This window comes from Curtobacterium sp. MCBD17_040 (genome assembly GCF_003234805.2).
GTDB lineage: Bacteria > Actinomycetota > Actinomycetes > Actinomycetales > Microbacteriaceae > Curtobacterium.
The window spans coordinates 1,673,712-1,687,088 of record NZ_CP126273.1 but is presented as its reverse complement, the minus strand read 5'-3'; the positions used below and the strand labels follow the sequence as shown (position 1 = coordinate 1,687,088).

The 13,377-nt window shown below is 73.6% G+C and carries 12 protein-coding genes; all 12 read right to left on the bottom strand.

Annotation, left to right across the window (positions count from 1 at the left end):
• Nucleotides 1–37: 37 nt before the first annotated feature.
• Nucleotides 38–1,627, bottom strand: a complete 1,590-nt coding sequence (locus DEI94_RS07980) for an ABC transporter substrate-binding protein (RefSeq protein ID WP_111025574.1) — start codon at nucleotides 1,625–1,627, stop codon at nucleotides 38–40.
• Nucleotides 1,628–1,701: 74 nt separating this feature from the next.
• Nucleotides 1,702–2,628, bottom strand: coding sequence for an ABC transporter permease (locus DEI94_RS07975; RefSeq protein WP_111009329.1), 927 nt, complete (start codon nucleotides 2,626–2,628; stop codon nucleotides 1,702–1,704).
• A 5-nt stretch (nucleotides 2,629–2,633) separates the two neighbouring features.
• Nucleotides 2,634–3,494, bottom strand: coding sequence for an ABC transporter permease (locus tag DEI94_RS07970; RefSeq protein ID WP_111013356.1), 861 nt, complete (start codon nucleotides 3,492–3,494; stop codon nucleotides 2,634–2,636).
• Entirely contained in the window at nucleotides 3,491–5,368 is a 1,878-nt protein-coding gene (locus tag DEI94_RS07965) for an oligopeptide/dipeptide ABC transporter ATP-binding protein (protein WP_220038761.1), read from the bottom strand. The genes DEI94_RS07970 and DEI94_RS07965 overlap by 4 nt, the downstream gene beginning before the upstream one ends.
• Nucleotides 5,365–6,270 (bottom strand): polysaccharide deacetylase family protein, encoded by a 906-nt coding sequence (locus tag DEI94_RS07960; protein ID WP_111025572.1) that lies wholly within the window; start codon nucleotides 6,268–6,270, stop codon nucleotides 5,365–5,367. Before DEI94_RS07960 ends, DEI94_RS07965 begins: the two co-directional genes overlap by 4 nt.
• Complete coding sequence (locus DEI94_RS07955; protein ID WP_111025700.1) at nucleotides 6,267–7,823, bottom strand: amidohydrolase family protein; 1,557 nt, start codon at nucleotides 7,821–7,823, stop codon at nucleotides 6,267–6,269. Before DEI94_RS07955 ends, DEI94_RS07960 begins: the two co-directional genes overlap by 4 nt.
• Nucleotides 7,820–8,539 carry an aspartate/glutamate racemase family protein gene (locus DEI94_RS07950; RefSeq protein WP_111025571.1) on the bottom strand — a complete coding sequence of 240 codons (720 nt, stop codon included), beginning with the start codon at nucleotides 8,537–8,539 and terminating at the stop codon, nucleotides 7,820–7,822. The genes DEI94_RS07955 and DEI94_RS07950 overlap by 4 nt, the downstream gene beginning before the upstream one ends.
• Nucleotides 8,539–9,462 (bottom strand): carbohydrate kinase family protein, encoded by a 924-nt coding sequence (locus DEI94_RS07945; protein ID WP_111025570.1) that lies wholly within the window; start codon nucleotides 9,460–9,462, stop codon nucleotides 8,539–8,541. The genes DEI94_RS07950 and DEI94_RS07945 overlap by 1 nt, the downstream gene beginning before the upstream one ends.
• Nucleotides 9,455–10,672, bottom strand: a complete 1,218-nt coding sequence (locus DEI94_RS07940; RefSeq protein ID WP_111025569.1) for an SIS domain-containing protein — start codon at nucleotides 10,670–10,672, stop codon at nucleotides 9,455–9,457. The genes DEI94_RS07945 and DEI94_RS07940 overlap by 8 nt, the downstream gene beginning before the upstream one ends.
• Before the next feature lie 79 nt (nucleotides 10,673–10,751).
• A complete protein-coding gene (locus DEI94_RS07935; protein ID WP_181441909.1) occupies nucleotides 10,752–11,561 on the bottom strand; it encodes a BtpA/SgcQ family protein in 810 nt (269 codons plus the stop codon).
• Between the two features lie 212 nt (nucleotides 11,562–11,773).
• Nucleotides 11,774–12,457, bottom strand: a complete 684-nt coding sequence (locus DEI94_RS07930; RefSeq protein ID WP_258378111.1) for a nucleotidyltransferase family protein — start codon at nucleotides 12,455–12,457, stop codon at nucleotides 11,774–11,776.
• The gene (pucL, locus tag DEI94_RS07925) at nucleotides 12,454–13,374 is read right to left on the bottom strand and encodes a factor-independent urate hydroxylase (protein WP_111027778.1); all 921 of its coding nucleotides are present in this window, start codon (nucleotides 13,372–13,374) and stop codon (nucleotides 12,454–12,456) included. Before pucL ends, DEI94_RS07930 begins: the two co-directional genes overlap by 4 nt.
• Nucleotides 13,375–13,377 lie beyond the last annotated feature (3 nt).

The following is a 13,377-nucleotide window of genomic DNA, read 5'->3' as shown; positions in this document are numbered from 1 at the left end:
GGACGCGGGCGCCGGCGTGCACCGGCGCCCGCGGACCTCACCCGGCGATGCCGAGCTTGCTGAAGTCCAGCTCGTTCGCGCCGATGTTGTGCGACTTCGCGACGCCGGTCAGCCACTTCTGCGCGACGACCCAGTCCTTGTTGTAGGAGAGGTTGTAGTAGCAGCCGGTCTGGGCGTACTGCTCGGCCGCGGCGACGTACGCGCTGTCGTCGCCGGTCTGCACGGCGTGGTCGAGCTCCTGGTCGACCGCCGGGACGTCGCAGCCGAAGTAGTCGATGCCGCCCGACTTGTCCCAGAAGACGTGGCCCCACATGTACGGGGAGCCGCCGTCCGGCCCGTTGTTGCCGTCGAAGAACGCGTCCGGGCCCGAGGTCGGGTCGTTGATCCACCCGAACACCTGGGACGTCGGGTACGACTTCGCCGTGGCCGTGATGCCGTCGGCCTGGAGCTTCGCCGCCTGGATGTTCGCCATCTGCTGGGCGTTCGTGTTGCCGCTCGCGTAGCCGATGGTCATCGTGGTGCCGGACGGCAGCGTCTTCGCGTACGACTTCATCGCCGAGGGCTCGTACGTGATCGTCTGCTCGTCCTTGCCGCCCGGGATCATGCCCTTGGCGTAGAGGGTCGTCGCCGGCTCGGAGCGGCTGCCGAGCACCTGCTTGACGATCGACTTCTGGTCGATGCTCTCGAGGAACGCGAGTCGGGCCTGTTTGCTGCTGAAGAACGACTTGGTCGGGTTCACGGTGACCAGGGCGGACTGCAGCGTGGGGAGCATGTAGCTGGCGTACTGCTTGCTGTCCTCGTACTTGGACAGGCTCGACGAGGGCAGTGCGGCGACGATCGCGGACACGTCCCCGCGGTCGAACGCGAGCTGCAGCGCCGAGGCGTCCGAGTAGATCGGCAGCTTCACCGTGGTGAACGGCGACTTCGTGCCCCAGTACCCGGCGTAGCGGGACAGGGTCCACGAGGTGCCGGGGTCGGCCGAGCTGATCTCGTACGGACCGGTCCCGACGTCGTGGGTCTGCAGGTAGGTCTGCGCGTCGTCCGATCCGGCGTGCTTCTGCAGCGCGGTGGGCGACTCCATCTTCGGGCCGAACGGCGAGGCGAGGTAGTCCAGGAACGCCGAGTTCGGGGCGTCGAGGGTCACCACGGCGGTCGAGGCGTCCGGCGTCGCGACGCTCTCGACGCCCTGCACCATGTACGCGGCGCCGCCCTTGACGGCGATGCGTCGGTCGAAGGCGACCTTGACCGCCGCCGAGGTGAAGGGGGTGCCGTCGTGGAAGGTGACGCCCTTGCGGAGGTGGAACGTGTAGACGGTGTTGTCGCCGCTCACGGTCCACGACGTCGCCAGGCGGGGCGCGATCTTCACCGAGTCGGTGTCGTTCGCGTACTGCACGAGCCCCTCGTACGTGTTGAGCACGATCGCGAGGCCGTTGTTCGCGTAGTAGATGTCGGGGTCCGGCGGCTGGCCGATGTCGCCGAGCAGACCGACGGTGAGCGTGCCGTTCTCCGGTGCGGCGTTCGGGCTCGAGCCGCCACCTCCGGAACAGGCCGCGAGGGCGAGGAGCGGGACGGCCGCGGCCGCGACCAGCGCGATGCGGGTCCGCCGACGGAGTGAGCTGAGCCTCACGGTGTCTCCTTCATTGCATGGGGTGGTGCGTTCTGGGTGGGATGGGGTGGAGCTGGCCGAGGTCGCTCCCGCAGTCAGGCGAGACGCGGGTCCGCGGCGGTCTGGAGGACGTCGGCGACCGTGTTCACGACGACGTAGACCGCGCCGAGCACGAGCGTCACCGCGGCGATGGCCGGGTAGTCGGAGGTCGGGATGCTGTTGGCGAGGTAGTTGCCCATGCCGGGCCAGCTGAACACCTGCTCGACGACGACGTCGCCGGCGAACATGAACCCGAGCTGGAGGCCCGCCATCGCCAGGGCGGGACCGATCGCGTTCCGCACGACGTGCCGGGCGAGCACGGCCCCCTCGCCGAGGCCCTTCGACCGAGCGGTCCGGACGTGGTCGGCCACGAGCGTCGTCTCGAGACCGGCCCGCAGGATGCGCCCGATCGCGAGTGCCGGTGCGATCGCGAGCACGGTCGCGGGCAGGACGAGGTGCGACACCGCGGACCCGACCCCGCCGGTGCCCTGCCCGGAGGCGGGGAGCCAGTCGAGCTGCGCGTAGAACAGGATGATCCCGCCGAGTGCGAGCAGGAACGGCGGCGCGGTCGCCGCGAGGAGCAGCGCTCCCCGGTAGACGCCCGCGAACGGCCAGCGGAGGGCCGCGGAGGCCGCGAACAGCCCGGCCAGCACGAGCGCGATCACGAACGCGGCGAGCACGAGCTCGACGGTCGCGGGGAACGCCGATGCGAGGTCGGTGGCGACGGCCCGGTGCGTCCGGTACGACGTCCCGAAGTCACCGTGCAGGGCCCCGGCGATGAACCGCACGAACTGCACCGGCAGCGGGTCGTCGAGGCCGAGGCGGTGGCGTTCCGCGTCGACGGCCTGCCGTGACGCGTTCGCGCCGAGTGCCGCGCGGGCCGGGTCGCCGGGCGAGATCTGCTGGAGCAGGAACACGACGGCGCTGAGCACGAGCAGCACGGCCACGAGGGACCCGAGACGACGGAGCAGGAAGCGGATCACGCTCGTCACCTCCTGGACCCGACGAGCGTGCGGATGCCGTCGCCGGCGAGGTTCGCGACGAGGCTGAGGACGAGCACGGCGACGCCGGGGACGACGGGCACCCACCACGCGCTGAGGAGCAGCTGCGTGTTCGCGGCGGTGTCGGCACCGAGCTCGGGTGCGGGTGATGGCGCGCCGAGACCGAGGAACGACAGCCCGGCGAGCAGGAGCACGACGTTGCCAATGTCGAGGCTCGCGGTGACGATGGCGGTCGGCACGGCGGCGGGGAGCACGTGCCGGAACACGAGCCGTGCCCGGCCGACCCCGGCCACCCGGGCCGCCTCGACGTGGGGTCGGGCGACGGTGGCGCGGATCTCGGACCGGATGATGCGTGCGTAGTAGGGCCACCACACGACCGAGATGCCGATGAGCGTGTTCGTGATGCCGGGTCCGAGCGCCGCGACGATCGCGATGGCCACGAGCGTGGACGGCAGCGCGAGGAACAGGTCGGTGACCCGCATGAGCACGCTGTCGACCCACCCGCCGGCGACGCCCGCCGCCACGCCGACCACGCCGCCGACGACGAGGCCGACCGCGACGACGGCGAGTGCCGAGAACCAGGACGTCTGGAGGCCGTACAGCGTGCGCGAGAGGATGTCGCGCCCGATCGAGTCGGTACCGAGCAGGTGTCCCGGCGACCCGAGCGGGAGTTGCACGCCGCCGACCGGCTGGATCGGGTCGTCGGGCGCGATGAGTCGGGCGACGATCGCGACGACGGTGAGTGCGCCGAGCAGCCCGACGAGCACCCATGCCGTGGTGCGTCCGGCGTGCACGCCGCTCGTGAACGCCGCGGGTGAGAACCGGCGGGTCGCGACGACGGCGCTCACCGGGCCACCGCGATCTCGGGGACCGACGCGACGAGCGTGCGGGTGTACGGCTCACGTGGGTCGCCGATGACGGCGTCGGCGGCGCCGAGTTCGACGATGCGGCCGCGCTCGACGACGGCGATCCGGTCGCCCATGAGCCGGGCGACCGCGAGGTCGTGCGTGACGAACAGGACGGTCATGGCGAGTTCCTCCCGCATGTCCCGGATGAGGTTGAGGGTGGTCGCGGCGAGCGAGGCGTCGAGCGCGCTCGTCGGTTCGTCGCACAGGAGCACGGCGGGCCGCACGACGGTCGCTCGGGCGAGCGCGACGCGCTGCCGTTGCCCACCGGACAGGTCGGAGGGGCGGAGCCGTGCGACCGATGCGGGGAGACCGATGGCGTCGAGGGCCTCGGACACGCGTCGGTCGGTCTCGGTGCGGCCGAGCCGCTGCGGGCGGAGCCGCTCGGCGAGGGTCTCGCCGACCGTCATCCACGGGGTGAGTGACGACCCGGCGTCCTGGAACACCATCTGCGCGCCGCCGTCGGCGACCCGGATGTGTCCGGACCGGACGGGCACGAGACCGGCGATCGCGCGGAGGATCGTCGACTTGCCCGAACCGCTCTCGCCGACGATCGCGAGTGACGCACCGGCGGCGACGTCGAAGCGCATGCCGCGCACGGCCTCCACCGTGCGTCGCCGTCGACCGTGGCCCGTGACGTACGTGCAGACGACGTCGTCGACGACGACCGCCGGGGCGGGGGCCGTGCCGTCACCGACGCGGGCGGCACCGGCCGGTGCGGCGCGGGTGGCGACCGGCCGGGAGGCGCGGCCCGGGCCGGGTGCGACCGTGGCGGTCCGCGGCGTGGCCGCGTCGGTGCGCACGACCTCGGCCGGGGCCCAGCACGCGGCTGCGTGGCCCGGCGCGGGCACCGAGGCGTCGAGCCCGGGGGTCTCGGCGACGCACCGGTCGAACGCGAGGGGGCACCGTGCGCGGTACGGGCAGCCGACGAGGCGTTGCTCGGGCGTCAGCGTGTCCGGCGGCAGGGTCGGGAGCCGGACGTCGCGGTCGAGGCCGAGCGACAGGCGGGAGCGCATGAGGCCGGCCGTGTACGGGTGCGCGGGGGCGGTGAGCACGGCGTCGGTCGGACCGACCTCGGCGAGGCGTCCCGCGTACATCACGGCGATCCGGTCGGCGATCTGGGCCGCGACGCCGAGGTCGTGGGTGATGAGGAGGACGCTGCAGCCCTGCTCGTCGCGGAGTTCGCGGAGCAGGTCGAGCAGCTGCGCCTGCACGGTGACGTCGAGCGCGGTGGTGGGCTCGTCCGCGACGACCAGGGCGGGCCTCCCGGCCATCGCGATCGCCGCCATGACGCGCTGGCGGAGGCCACCGGAGAGCTCGTGCGGGTAGACGCTGAACCGCATCGCGGGGTCGGGCACGCCCATCGCGTCGAGGAGGGCGATCGAGCCGGCGCGGTCCTGCCCGGCCTCGACGATCTGACGGCCGACGCGCATCGTCGGGTTGAGCGACGTCATCGGGTCCTGGAACACGGCGCCGAGCGCGGTGCGCCGGGCACGAGCGCGTTCGGCGTCGGTGCCGTGGGCCATGTCGGTGCCCTGCACCCGGACCTCGCCGCTGATGTGCGGACGGGCGGCGTCCGGCAGGAGCCCGAGCAGGCTCATGGCGAGCATGCTCTTGCCGGAGCCGGACTCCCCCACGAGCCCGACGATCTCGCCGCGGGCGATGTCGAGGTCGACGCCGCGCAGCACCGCGCTGCGGGCACCGTCACGTTCGAGCGACACGTGCAGGTCCCGGATCGACGCCGTCACGCCGCCCGTCCTGGCCGCCGCGCCCGCGGCCGTGCCTCCAGCGTTCGGGGTGTCCATGGGGTCGCTCACGCCGTCACCTCCGTCGTCGCGAGGTGCGCCGCGATCGCCCGCGGCTGGGTGAACCAGACGCGGTCCCGGTGTGCGGTCATGTGCTGCAGGGCCCGGTCGAGGGCACGGAGGCGGAACGGGGCGCCGGAGATGAACGAGTGCACGACGACGCTCATGACGAGCGGCTGCTCCTCGGAGCGTTCCAGGAGCTCGTCGAACTCGTCGACCACCATGTCGGCGAACTCGGACGCCGACGCGCCGCGGCCGACGATCGTCGTGCTGTCGTTCACCTCGAGCGCGTACGGCAGCGCCACGATCTGGCCGGCACCGGTCGTGATCGGCACGGGGCGGTCGTCGAGACGCAGGTCGAGGAGGTAGCGGTACCCGCTCGCGACGAGGTTGTCGAGCGTGGAGGGCGTGTGGGTCAGCCAGGGGCTCGACCAGCCGCCCGGCGCCTCGCCCTCCTCGGCGGCGATCCGGTCGGCCACGGCGGCGACGTACGCGGCCTCCTCGGCGCTCGACATGGCCCCGAGCGAGTCGGAGTTCGAGATGCCGTGCCCGACGAACTCCGCGCCCAGGGCCCGGGCGGCGCGGATGAGGTCCGGCGCGGCGTCGTACACGGCGGTGTTGAGGAGCACGGTCGGTGGGATGCCCGCACGGTCGAGACGCTCGAGCAGGCGGAACGCCCCGACGCGGTTGCCGTAGTCCCGCCACGAGGTGTTGACGAGGTCCGGCGCGGTGACGTCCGGCACGATGTCCTCGGTCGCTCCGACGCCGAAGCGGTACTCCTCGAGTCCGACGGCGACGTAGACGGCCAGGCGTCGGCCGTCGGGCCAGTCCCGGCCGGGCGCGTCGGTGATCGGCCGGTAGTCCCAGAAGCCGTGTCCCGGGGCGGTGTCGGTGCGGGTGTCGTCGTGCGTCATGCTGTCGTCCTGTCCGTGGCGATCCACCTGGTCATGCCCACGTCGGTGCGGGCGGCCCGCCGCACCACGGCGTCGTACGCCGGGTACAGGGCGTCGGCCGCGGCCCACGTGCGTTCGAGCGCGGGACGCCGGGCTGCGTGCAGCTCCCGTGCCTCCGCGAGGAGTGCGGCCTCGTCGACCGAGACCACGCGGCCGCCCTCGGCGACGATCCGACCGGCGACGACCGTCATCCGGACGCTGCCGCCGGACTCGCAGTAGACGAGTTGGCCGCGGAGGTCGTTGAACGGCGTGAATGCCGGCGCGTGCAGGTCGAGCAGCGCGAGGTCCGCCTGCGCGCCCTCGGCGACGCGGCCGATCCGGCCGCGCTCGGCGTTCCGCCCGTCGCGGCGCATCGCGGCGGCGCCGCCCTCCCAGAGCGCGTCGAGGACCTCGGCCGGGAGTGGCCAGCGGTCCGCGTCGAGCCCGGCGACGTTGTGGATGAGACCGGCCTGCTTGACGACGCCCCAGGTGTTGACGGTGTCGTCGCAGATCGCCTCGTCGACGCCGAGCGCGATCCGGATGCCGCGGTCGCGCATGGCGCGGAACGGCATGACGCCGCTGCCGAGCCGCAGGTTGCTCACCGGGTTGTGCGCCACGACGGCGTCCGCTGCGGCGATGAGGTCGAGGTCGTGCTCGTCGACCCACACCGCGTGGATGACGTTGACGCGGTCGCTGAGCAGCCCGAGGTCCGCGGTGTACCGGACGAGGCTCCGCCCGGCGAACCGTTCCTGCCCGCTGCCGGGCGCGGAGAGGGCACGCTGCGTGCGTGTCTCGAGCATGTGGGCGAAGAGCGGGACGTCGTGCGTGCGACTGAGGTCGTCGAGCGCACCGAAGTACTCCGGGCTCACCCGCTGGGGCGCCGAGATCGACACCGCTGCGGTGAGCCGGCCGTCGGCAGCGCCGTGCCACCGCCGGAACAGGTGGTCGTACGCGGCCAGGAGTTCCGGTGCCGCGGCCGGTGCCGGCGCGTGGAGTGCCGCGGCCAGCGCGTCGTCGGCGTCGTCGAGGAACGGGAGCTTGTCGGCGTCGGCGAGCTCCGGCTGGTCCAGGGCGACGCTCGCGCGGATGCCGCTGTCCTCGTACGCCTGCATGACGGCGTCGATGACGTCGGGATCGGGTGCCGGCATGAGGAACGCGTCGTCCTGCACGCTCGTCGTCCCGGTCCGGAGCATCTCGAGCGCGCCGAGCATCGTCCGGAGGTACGCCTCGCGCGGGGTCGGGGCGAGGTCGGGGTCCGCGGGCGACTCGTAGAGCATGAAGGTCTCGAGCGGGCGGCTGGGGAACGCGCCCTTGAGGTGGTTCGCGGGCGAGTGGAAGTGCGCGTTGACCAGTCCCGGGACGAGGACGTGGTGCCCCCCACCGGCGACCACCCGCGCGTCCGCCGGAGCCTGCTGCCGAGCCGCCGGGCCGATCGCACGCACGGTGTCCTCGACGACCAGGAGATCGGTCGGACCGACCATGCCTGCGGGTGTCTCCGGTGCCCAGACGAACACGTCGGTGAACAGCGCGCTCATGCCCACACCTCGCTCGTGGTCGGGGACCCGGTCGGCACGGCCCAGGTGTTCGCACGCGAGGTCGTCAGCCCCTGCGCGAGCAGCCCCTCGACCGCGGTCGTGGCGGCGGCGACACCGTCGACCACCGGCACGCCGAGCGCGTCCCCGAGGCCGGACACCAGGTCCGTGAGTCCTGCGCAGCCGAGCACGATGGCCTCCGCACCGTCCGCGACGAGCGCGTGCCGGGCCTCCCGGGCGAACGCGTCGAAGGCGGGGCCGGCGCCGGTCTCGATCTCCTCGACCGCCACGTCGACGGCGCGGACGACGCAGCGGTGCCCGAGGCCGAGCGACGCGACCACGCGGTCGGTCATGGCGATGGTCCGCGGGGGCATCGTGATGACGGTGAACCGGTGGGCGAGGAGCGCGGCGGTCTGGAGCGCTGCCTCCGTCATGCCGACGACCGGTCCGCGGGCGCGCTCACGAGCGGCTGGGAGGCCCGTGTCGCCGAAGCAGGCGACGACGTAGCCGTCGACCCCGTCGCGTTCGCCCTGCTCCACCTGCGCGAGCACACCGGCGGCGCCGAACACCTCGTCGACGTGGGTCTCGACGGTCGCCGGCGCACCACTGGAGTGGCTCGCGGTCAGGACGGTGTCCGGGCGCGCGACCGCGCGGGCGGCGGCGAGGACGGCGTCGGTCATCGGCAGGCTCGTGTTCGGGTTGAGGAGTCGGACGTGCATCAGGCGGCCCCGGTCGTCGCGGCGGTCGGCGCGCCACTCGGTGCGGCGGCGGCCGCGGTGCGCTCGGCGAGGAGCGCCGTGACGCCGTGTGCGCTGATCGCGACGCGGGCGGCGGCGGCGCCGGCGTGGGCTGCGGCGACCGGGTCCGCGCCGGTCTGGTGCGCGGCCGCGAAGGCGCCGCAGAACGCGTCGCCCGCGCCGGTGGCGTCGACGGGGGTCACGACGTCGGTCGGCACGACGAGCGTCCGGTCCGCCGTGGCCAGGACGCAGCCGCGTTCGGCCGTCTTGATCACGACGAGGTCCGCCCCGGCGGCGCGGAACACCGCGGCGGCGGCGACGAGGTCGTCGGTCCCCGCGAGGGCGACCGCCTCGACCTCGCTCGGCAGGAACACGTCGCAGGTCGGCAGGAGCGCGCGGAGCGCCTCCTCGTTGCCCGCGACGTAGTCCTCCTGCAGGTCGAGGTAGACGGTCGCTGCGGTCGCGGCGCGGAGCCACGGACCGAGGGCGAGCTGTGACCGGAGGCTCATGGCGGAGACGAGCACGCCCGTGGCCGTGAGCGCGGCGGGGGTGACGTCGTCCGGGTACACCGACATCGCGTCGAAGGCGTCCTCGCCGTCGAGGAGGTCCCAGGTGCGGGTGCCGTCCGCGGCGTAGGTGACCCGGTTGCGGACGGTGCGTCCGTCGCGCGGCCGTGCCGACTCGACGCGGATCCCCGCGTCGGCGACGTCCTGGAGGAGCGCGGCGGGCAGGTCCGTCCCGACCGGTGCGAGCATGCGGACGTCGTCGAGCACGCGTCGCGCGGCCAGCGCCGCGAAGAGCGCGTCGCCGCCGAGTGCGGTGGTGGTCACGCCGTCGATGACGGAGTCGTCGATCGTCAGGTTGCCGACGCACAGGAGGCTCGGCGCGGCCGCGTCCTCACGCATGCGTCGCCGCCGCGGTCGTCGTCCCCGCCTCGGCCGCCACCGCGGCCTCGGCCGTGGCGAACTGCTCCATCGCGAGCAGGTAGCCGGTGAGCTGGGCCGGGAGGACCGTGAGGAGTGGGCTGATCGGCTCCGGGACCGCCGGGACGGTCACGACGTCGTCGGCGACGTCGTCGAAGTCGTGCACGCCCTCGGTCGTGACCACCGTGACGCTGCCGCCGAATCGCTTCGCCTCGCTCGCGGTGTGCACGGCGCGCGGCACGGACGGCCCGGCGGGCGCGATCACCCAGATCGGCTCCCCCGCCTTGAGCGAGTTGTAGTGGTGGAACTCCTCGACCTGGATCGCCTCGGCGTGGTCGGGGGTGCACTCCTTGACCTTGGCGGCGCCGATGATCGCCGCGCCCCACGAGGGGCCGGCGGCCGAGAACAGGAACGCGTGGGCGGCCTGCTCTCGCTGTGCGATGGCGCGCAGGCGGGGCTCGGTCTCGGCGATGACGCGTTCCATGAGCGCGGGCACCGTGTCGAGCGCCTGCCGGAGTGCGGGGGCGGCCGCGTGACCGCGGAGCGCACCGACGCGGATGGCGAGGTCGACGAGGAGCGCGAGCGCCGTGGTGGAGGACTGGGTGGGCCAGCCGACCCGGGTGGCTCGGAGGAGCAGGGTGCGCTCGGACTCCGTGTCGAGCGTGGAACCCGCCGTGTTCGTGATCGCGACGGTCAGGGCGCCGATGTGCTGGGCGACGAGGGCCGCCTCGACCGTGCGGGTGGTCTCCCCCGAGCTCGAGAGGGCGACGACGACGCTGCGGGTCGTCACGAGCGGTGCGAGGTAGTACGCGAGGTCGAGGCTCTGGACCGGCTCGACCGGGACCCCGAGCATGAGCTCGAGCGTCTGCCGCGCGGCGATCGCCACCGCGAGGGAGTCCCCCGCGCCGGTCACGAACACGCGGTCGACGTCCATCGCGGCGATCCGGTCCGCGAGTTCGTCGAGGGCGGCGTCGTTGGCGGCCAGGGTCTCGCGGATGCGGTCCGGCTGCGCGATGAGCTCCGGGTAGGTGGCCTCGTCCCGCGCACGCCGCTTCGGGTCGAGCGGGTGGTCCGTCGGCAGGGCGACGATCGACGCGTGCTCCGCGGCCGACACGCGCTCGACGATCTGCTGCTGGCGCGCGTCGAGCGGGCTGTCCGGGCCGATGAACGGGCTGGGCGGGGTGGTGGTCATGGTTCCTGTCCTGGGTCCGGCGCTGGTGCTGGTGTGGGGTGGGCCGTGCGGGCGGGGGCGGGGCCGGTGTCGCCGGGCGTCAGGCGGCGGCGGGCACGAGCGCGCGGCCGAAGGCGGCGGCGACCGTGGGGTCGACGCGGGCGTCCGGTGCGCTCGACCGCTTGATCGCGCTGCCGAGGATCGCGCCGTCCGCCCGGGCGACGGTCTGCGCGATGGTGTCGAGCCCGACGCGGCCACCGACGACGAAGGGCGCGTCCAGGGCGGTCGCGCGCAGGCCGTCGATGTCGTCGAGCGCGTCACCGACGCCGCTGTCCCGGGTGACGACGAGGACGTCGGCGCGACCGAAGGCCCGGGCCTCCTGCGCGGCCCACGCCGCGCTGCCCGCGAGTGCCAGGCTCGTCGCCTCGTGCACGTCGGCCCAGACCTCGACGTCGCTGCCGAGGCGCTGGCGCATCGCGGCGACCTCGTACGCGCAGCCCTCGATCCAGCCGGTCGGGCCGACGGAGACGCCGGTGAGCACCTTGACGCGGACGAACGTGGCGCCGATCGCGTGGGCGATGGCGACGGCGCTCGGGCCGTCGTTGTGGCCGACGACGACACCGACCGGGACGGCGACGGCCCCGACGACCGCGGCGCCGACGACGGACAGCGCCGCGACCGTGGGGGCGTCGACACGCACGGCCTGGGGCATGTCGCTCGCGTCCTGCACCATGACGTGGGTGAAGCCGGCGTCCTGCAGGGCGCGGGCGTCCTCGGCGGCGCGCACCGCGATGTCGGCGACCGGGACGCCCGTGTGGTTCACGGCACCCGGGAGCGGCGGCAGGTGCAGGACGCCGACCAGGCGGAAGCCGGTCGGGTCGGTGTCGGGGTGGCGCAGGGAGTCGGTCACGCGGGGCGCTCCTCGGGGTGGAGGGGGTGGGTGACCAAACGGTATACAGACCCGTGTTTCCGGGGTGTGAACGCGCGTTACCGGCTCGTGAAGCGATGCTGGACGCGGTACCGGAGCGCGAGGGAAACCCCTGCTGAGGAGCAGTTTCGAGCCGTCGTCAGGAGCTCGGCGGAGCGGTCAGGATCGCGATGTCGTGTATACGAGGAACCGGGTCAGCGCGTCGGTCCGGCCGGCCGGTCGTGGTCGGCACCGTCCCAGAGGTCGCCGCACTCGACCCGCTCCACCCCGTGCTGCCGGAGGTACGCTCCGGCCCCGCGGTCGCCGTGCAGGGACGCCGCGAGCGGTGCCCAGTGTGCGCGCCCGACGAGCACGGGATGCCCCGGTCGGTCGCCGAACACCGCTTGCCGGAGGCGGGCACGGCGGCCTCCGTGCGGTCCGCAGGGACCGGGCGGGTCCACCTCGAGCAGGCGTCGGACGGCAGCGACGGGGAGCTCAGGGAGGTCCACGAGGGTCACGAGGACCGCGTCGGCGCCGACTCGTGCGCCGTCGTCGTCACACGAGCGGTCGTCGGGTGCGCGGTCGCCGTCGGCGACCGCGACCAGTCCGGCGCGGAGCGACGCCCCCAGCCCCTCCGCCCAGGCGTCGGCGACGACGACCCGGACGGCCGGATGGTCGGGTACGAGCGGCCGTGCGACATCGGCGGCCGCTCCGAGGACCACGACGACGGTCCCGCAGCCACCGTCGAGCAGGGTCCGGACGGCGCGCTCGACCCAGGGGCGTCCGTCGGCACCCCGGACGAGTGCCTTCGGTCGGCCCATGCGGGAGCCCGCGCCGGCGGCGAGCACGAGGCCGACGACCGTGCTGCCGGAACGCTCCCCGGTGGCGTCGGTGGTCACACGAACCCGGGTACCGACGTCCACGCGGCGGGGGCCTCGGCGACGCCGTCGCGGACCACCGAGCCGGAGATGAGTCCGTACGGCCGGTCGGCGGCGTAGAACACCTCGTTGGGGTTGTTGAGGCCGAACGGCGCGAGGTCGACGAGGAAGTGGTGCTTGTTCGGCATCGAGAAGCGGACCTCGGCGATCTCGGGGAACGCCTCGATCGCGGTGCGGCCCATCGCGAACAGCGTCTGCTGCAGCGCGTAGGAGTGGAGGTCGGCGAAGGTCGCGAGCATGCGCTCGAGGACGCCCGCGTGGGTGGCGTTCCAGTCGATGCCCGCCTCGACCGCCTCGGGCAGGTACCGCCAGCGCGCCGTCACCGAGGTCGCCAGGATCCGGTCGTCGGTCTCGGCGAGCGTGGTGTAGCGGTCGCGGGGGAACCCGTGGAACTCGCTCCCCGTCGACTTGAGCACGGTCAGGTCGGTCACGCCCGCGAGGACGTGGACGTCGTCGCCGTCGACCTGCACGACCGCGGTGCGGGTGCCGCTGCCGGCGCGGACGAAGGCGTGGTCGTGGTCGCGGCCGTCCACCGGGATGCGCGCCCACCCGTGCTGGTCCGCGGTCAACGTCGCGCCCTCGTACCAGTCGAACGCCGTCGTGAAGTGTCGGCCGAGACGGAGCAGGAACTCCTCGGGGCTGTGCACGCCGTGCTCGCGGGCGAACGCGTAGACCGTGTTCTTCTGCGTGTCGGTCGCCAGGACCTTCGCGTTGTCGCCCGACGTGTACGAGTCGGCGAGGGCGGCACCGCGGAGCTGCGTCGTGATCGTCAGGTCCTCGATCTCTTGCCGGTCGGTGTCCCGCGTCACGCGGACGAGGCGGACCTCGGCCTTGCCGTACTGGTTCGGGCCCAGGTGCACGCTGGATGTGTCGGTCATGGG

Excerpts from the sequence above, each read along its gene's own strand:
- DEI94_RS07960 (WP_111025572.1), bottom strand. The coding sequence starts at position 6,270 with ATGACGCACGACGACACCCGCACCGACACCGCCCCGGGACACGGCTTC.
- DEI94_RS07955 (WP_111025700.1), bottom strand. The coding sequence starts at position 7,823 with ATGAGCGCGCTGTTCACCGACGTGTTCGTCTGGGCACCGGAGACACCC.
- DEI94_RS07950 (WP_111025571.1), bottom strand. The coding sequence starts at position 8,539 with ATGCACGTCCGACTCCTCAACCCGAACACGAGCCTGCCGATGACCGAC.
- DEI94_RS07945 (WP_111025570.1), bottom strand. The coding sequence starts at position 9,462 with ATGCGTGAGGACGCGGCCGCGCCGAGCCTCCTGTGCGTCGGCAACCTG.
- DEI94_RS07940 (WP_111025569.1), bottom strand. The coding sequence starts at position 10,672 with ATGACCACCACCCCGCCCAGCCCGTTCATCGGCCCGGACAGCCCGCTC.
- pucL (WP_111027778.1), bottom strand. The coding sequence starts at position 13,374 with ATGACCGACACATCCAGCGTGCACCTGGGCCCGAACCAGTACGGCAAG.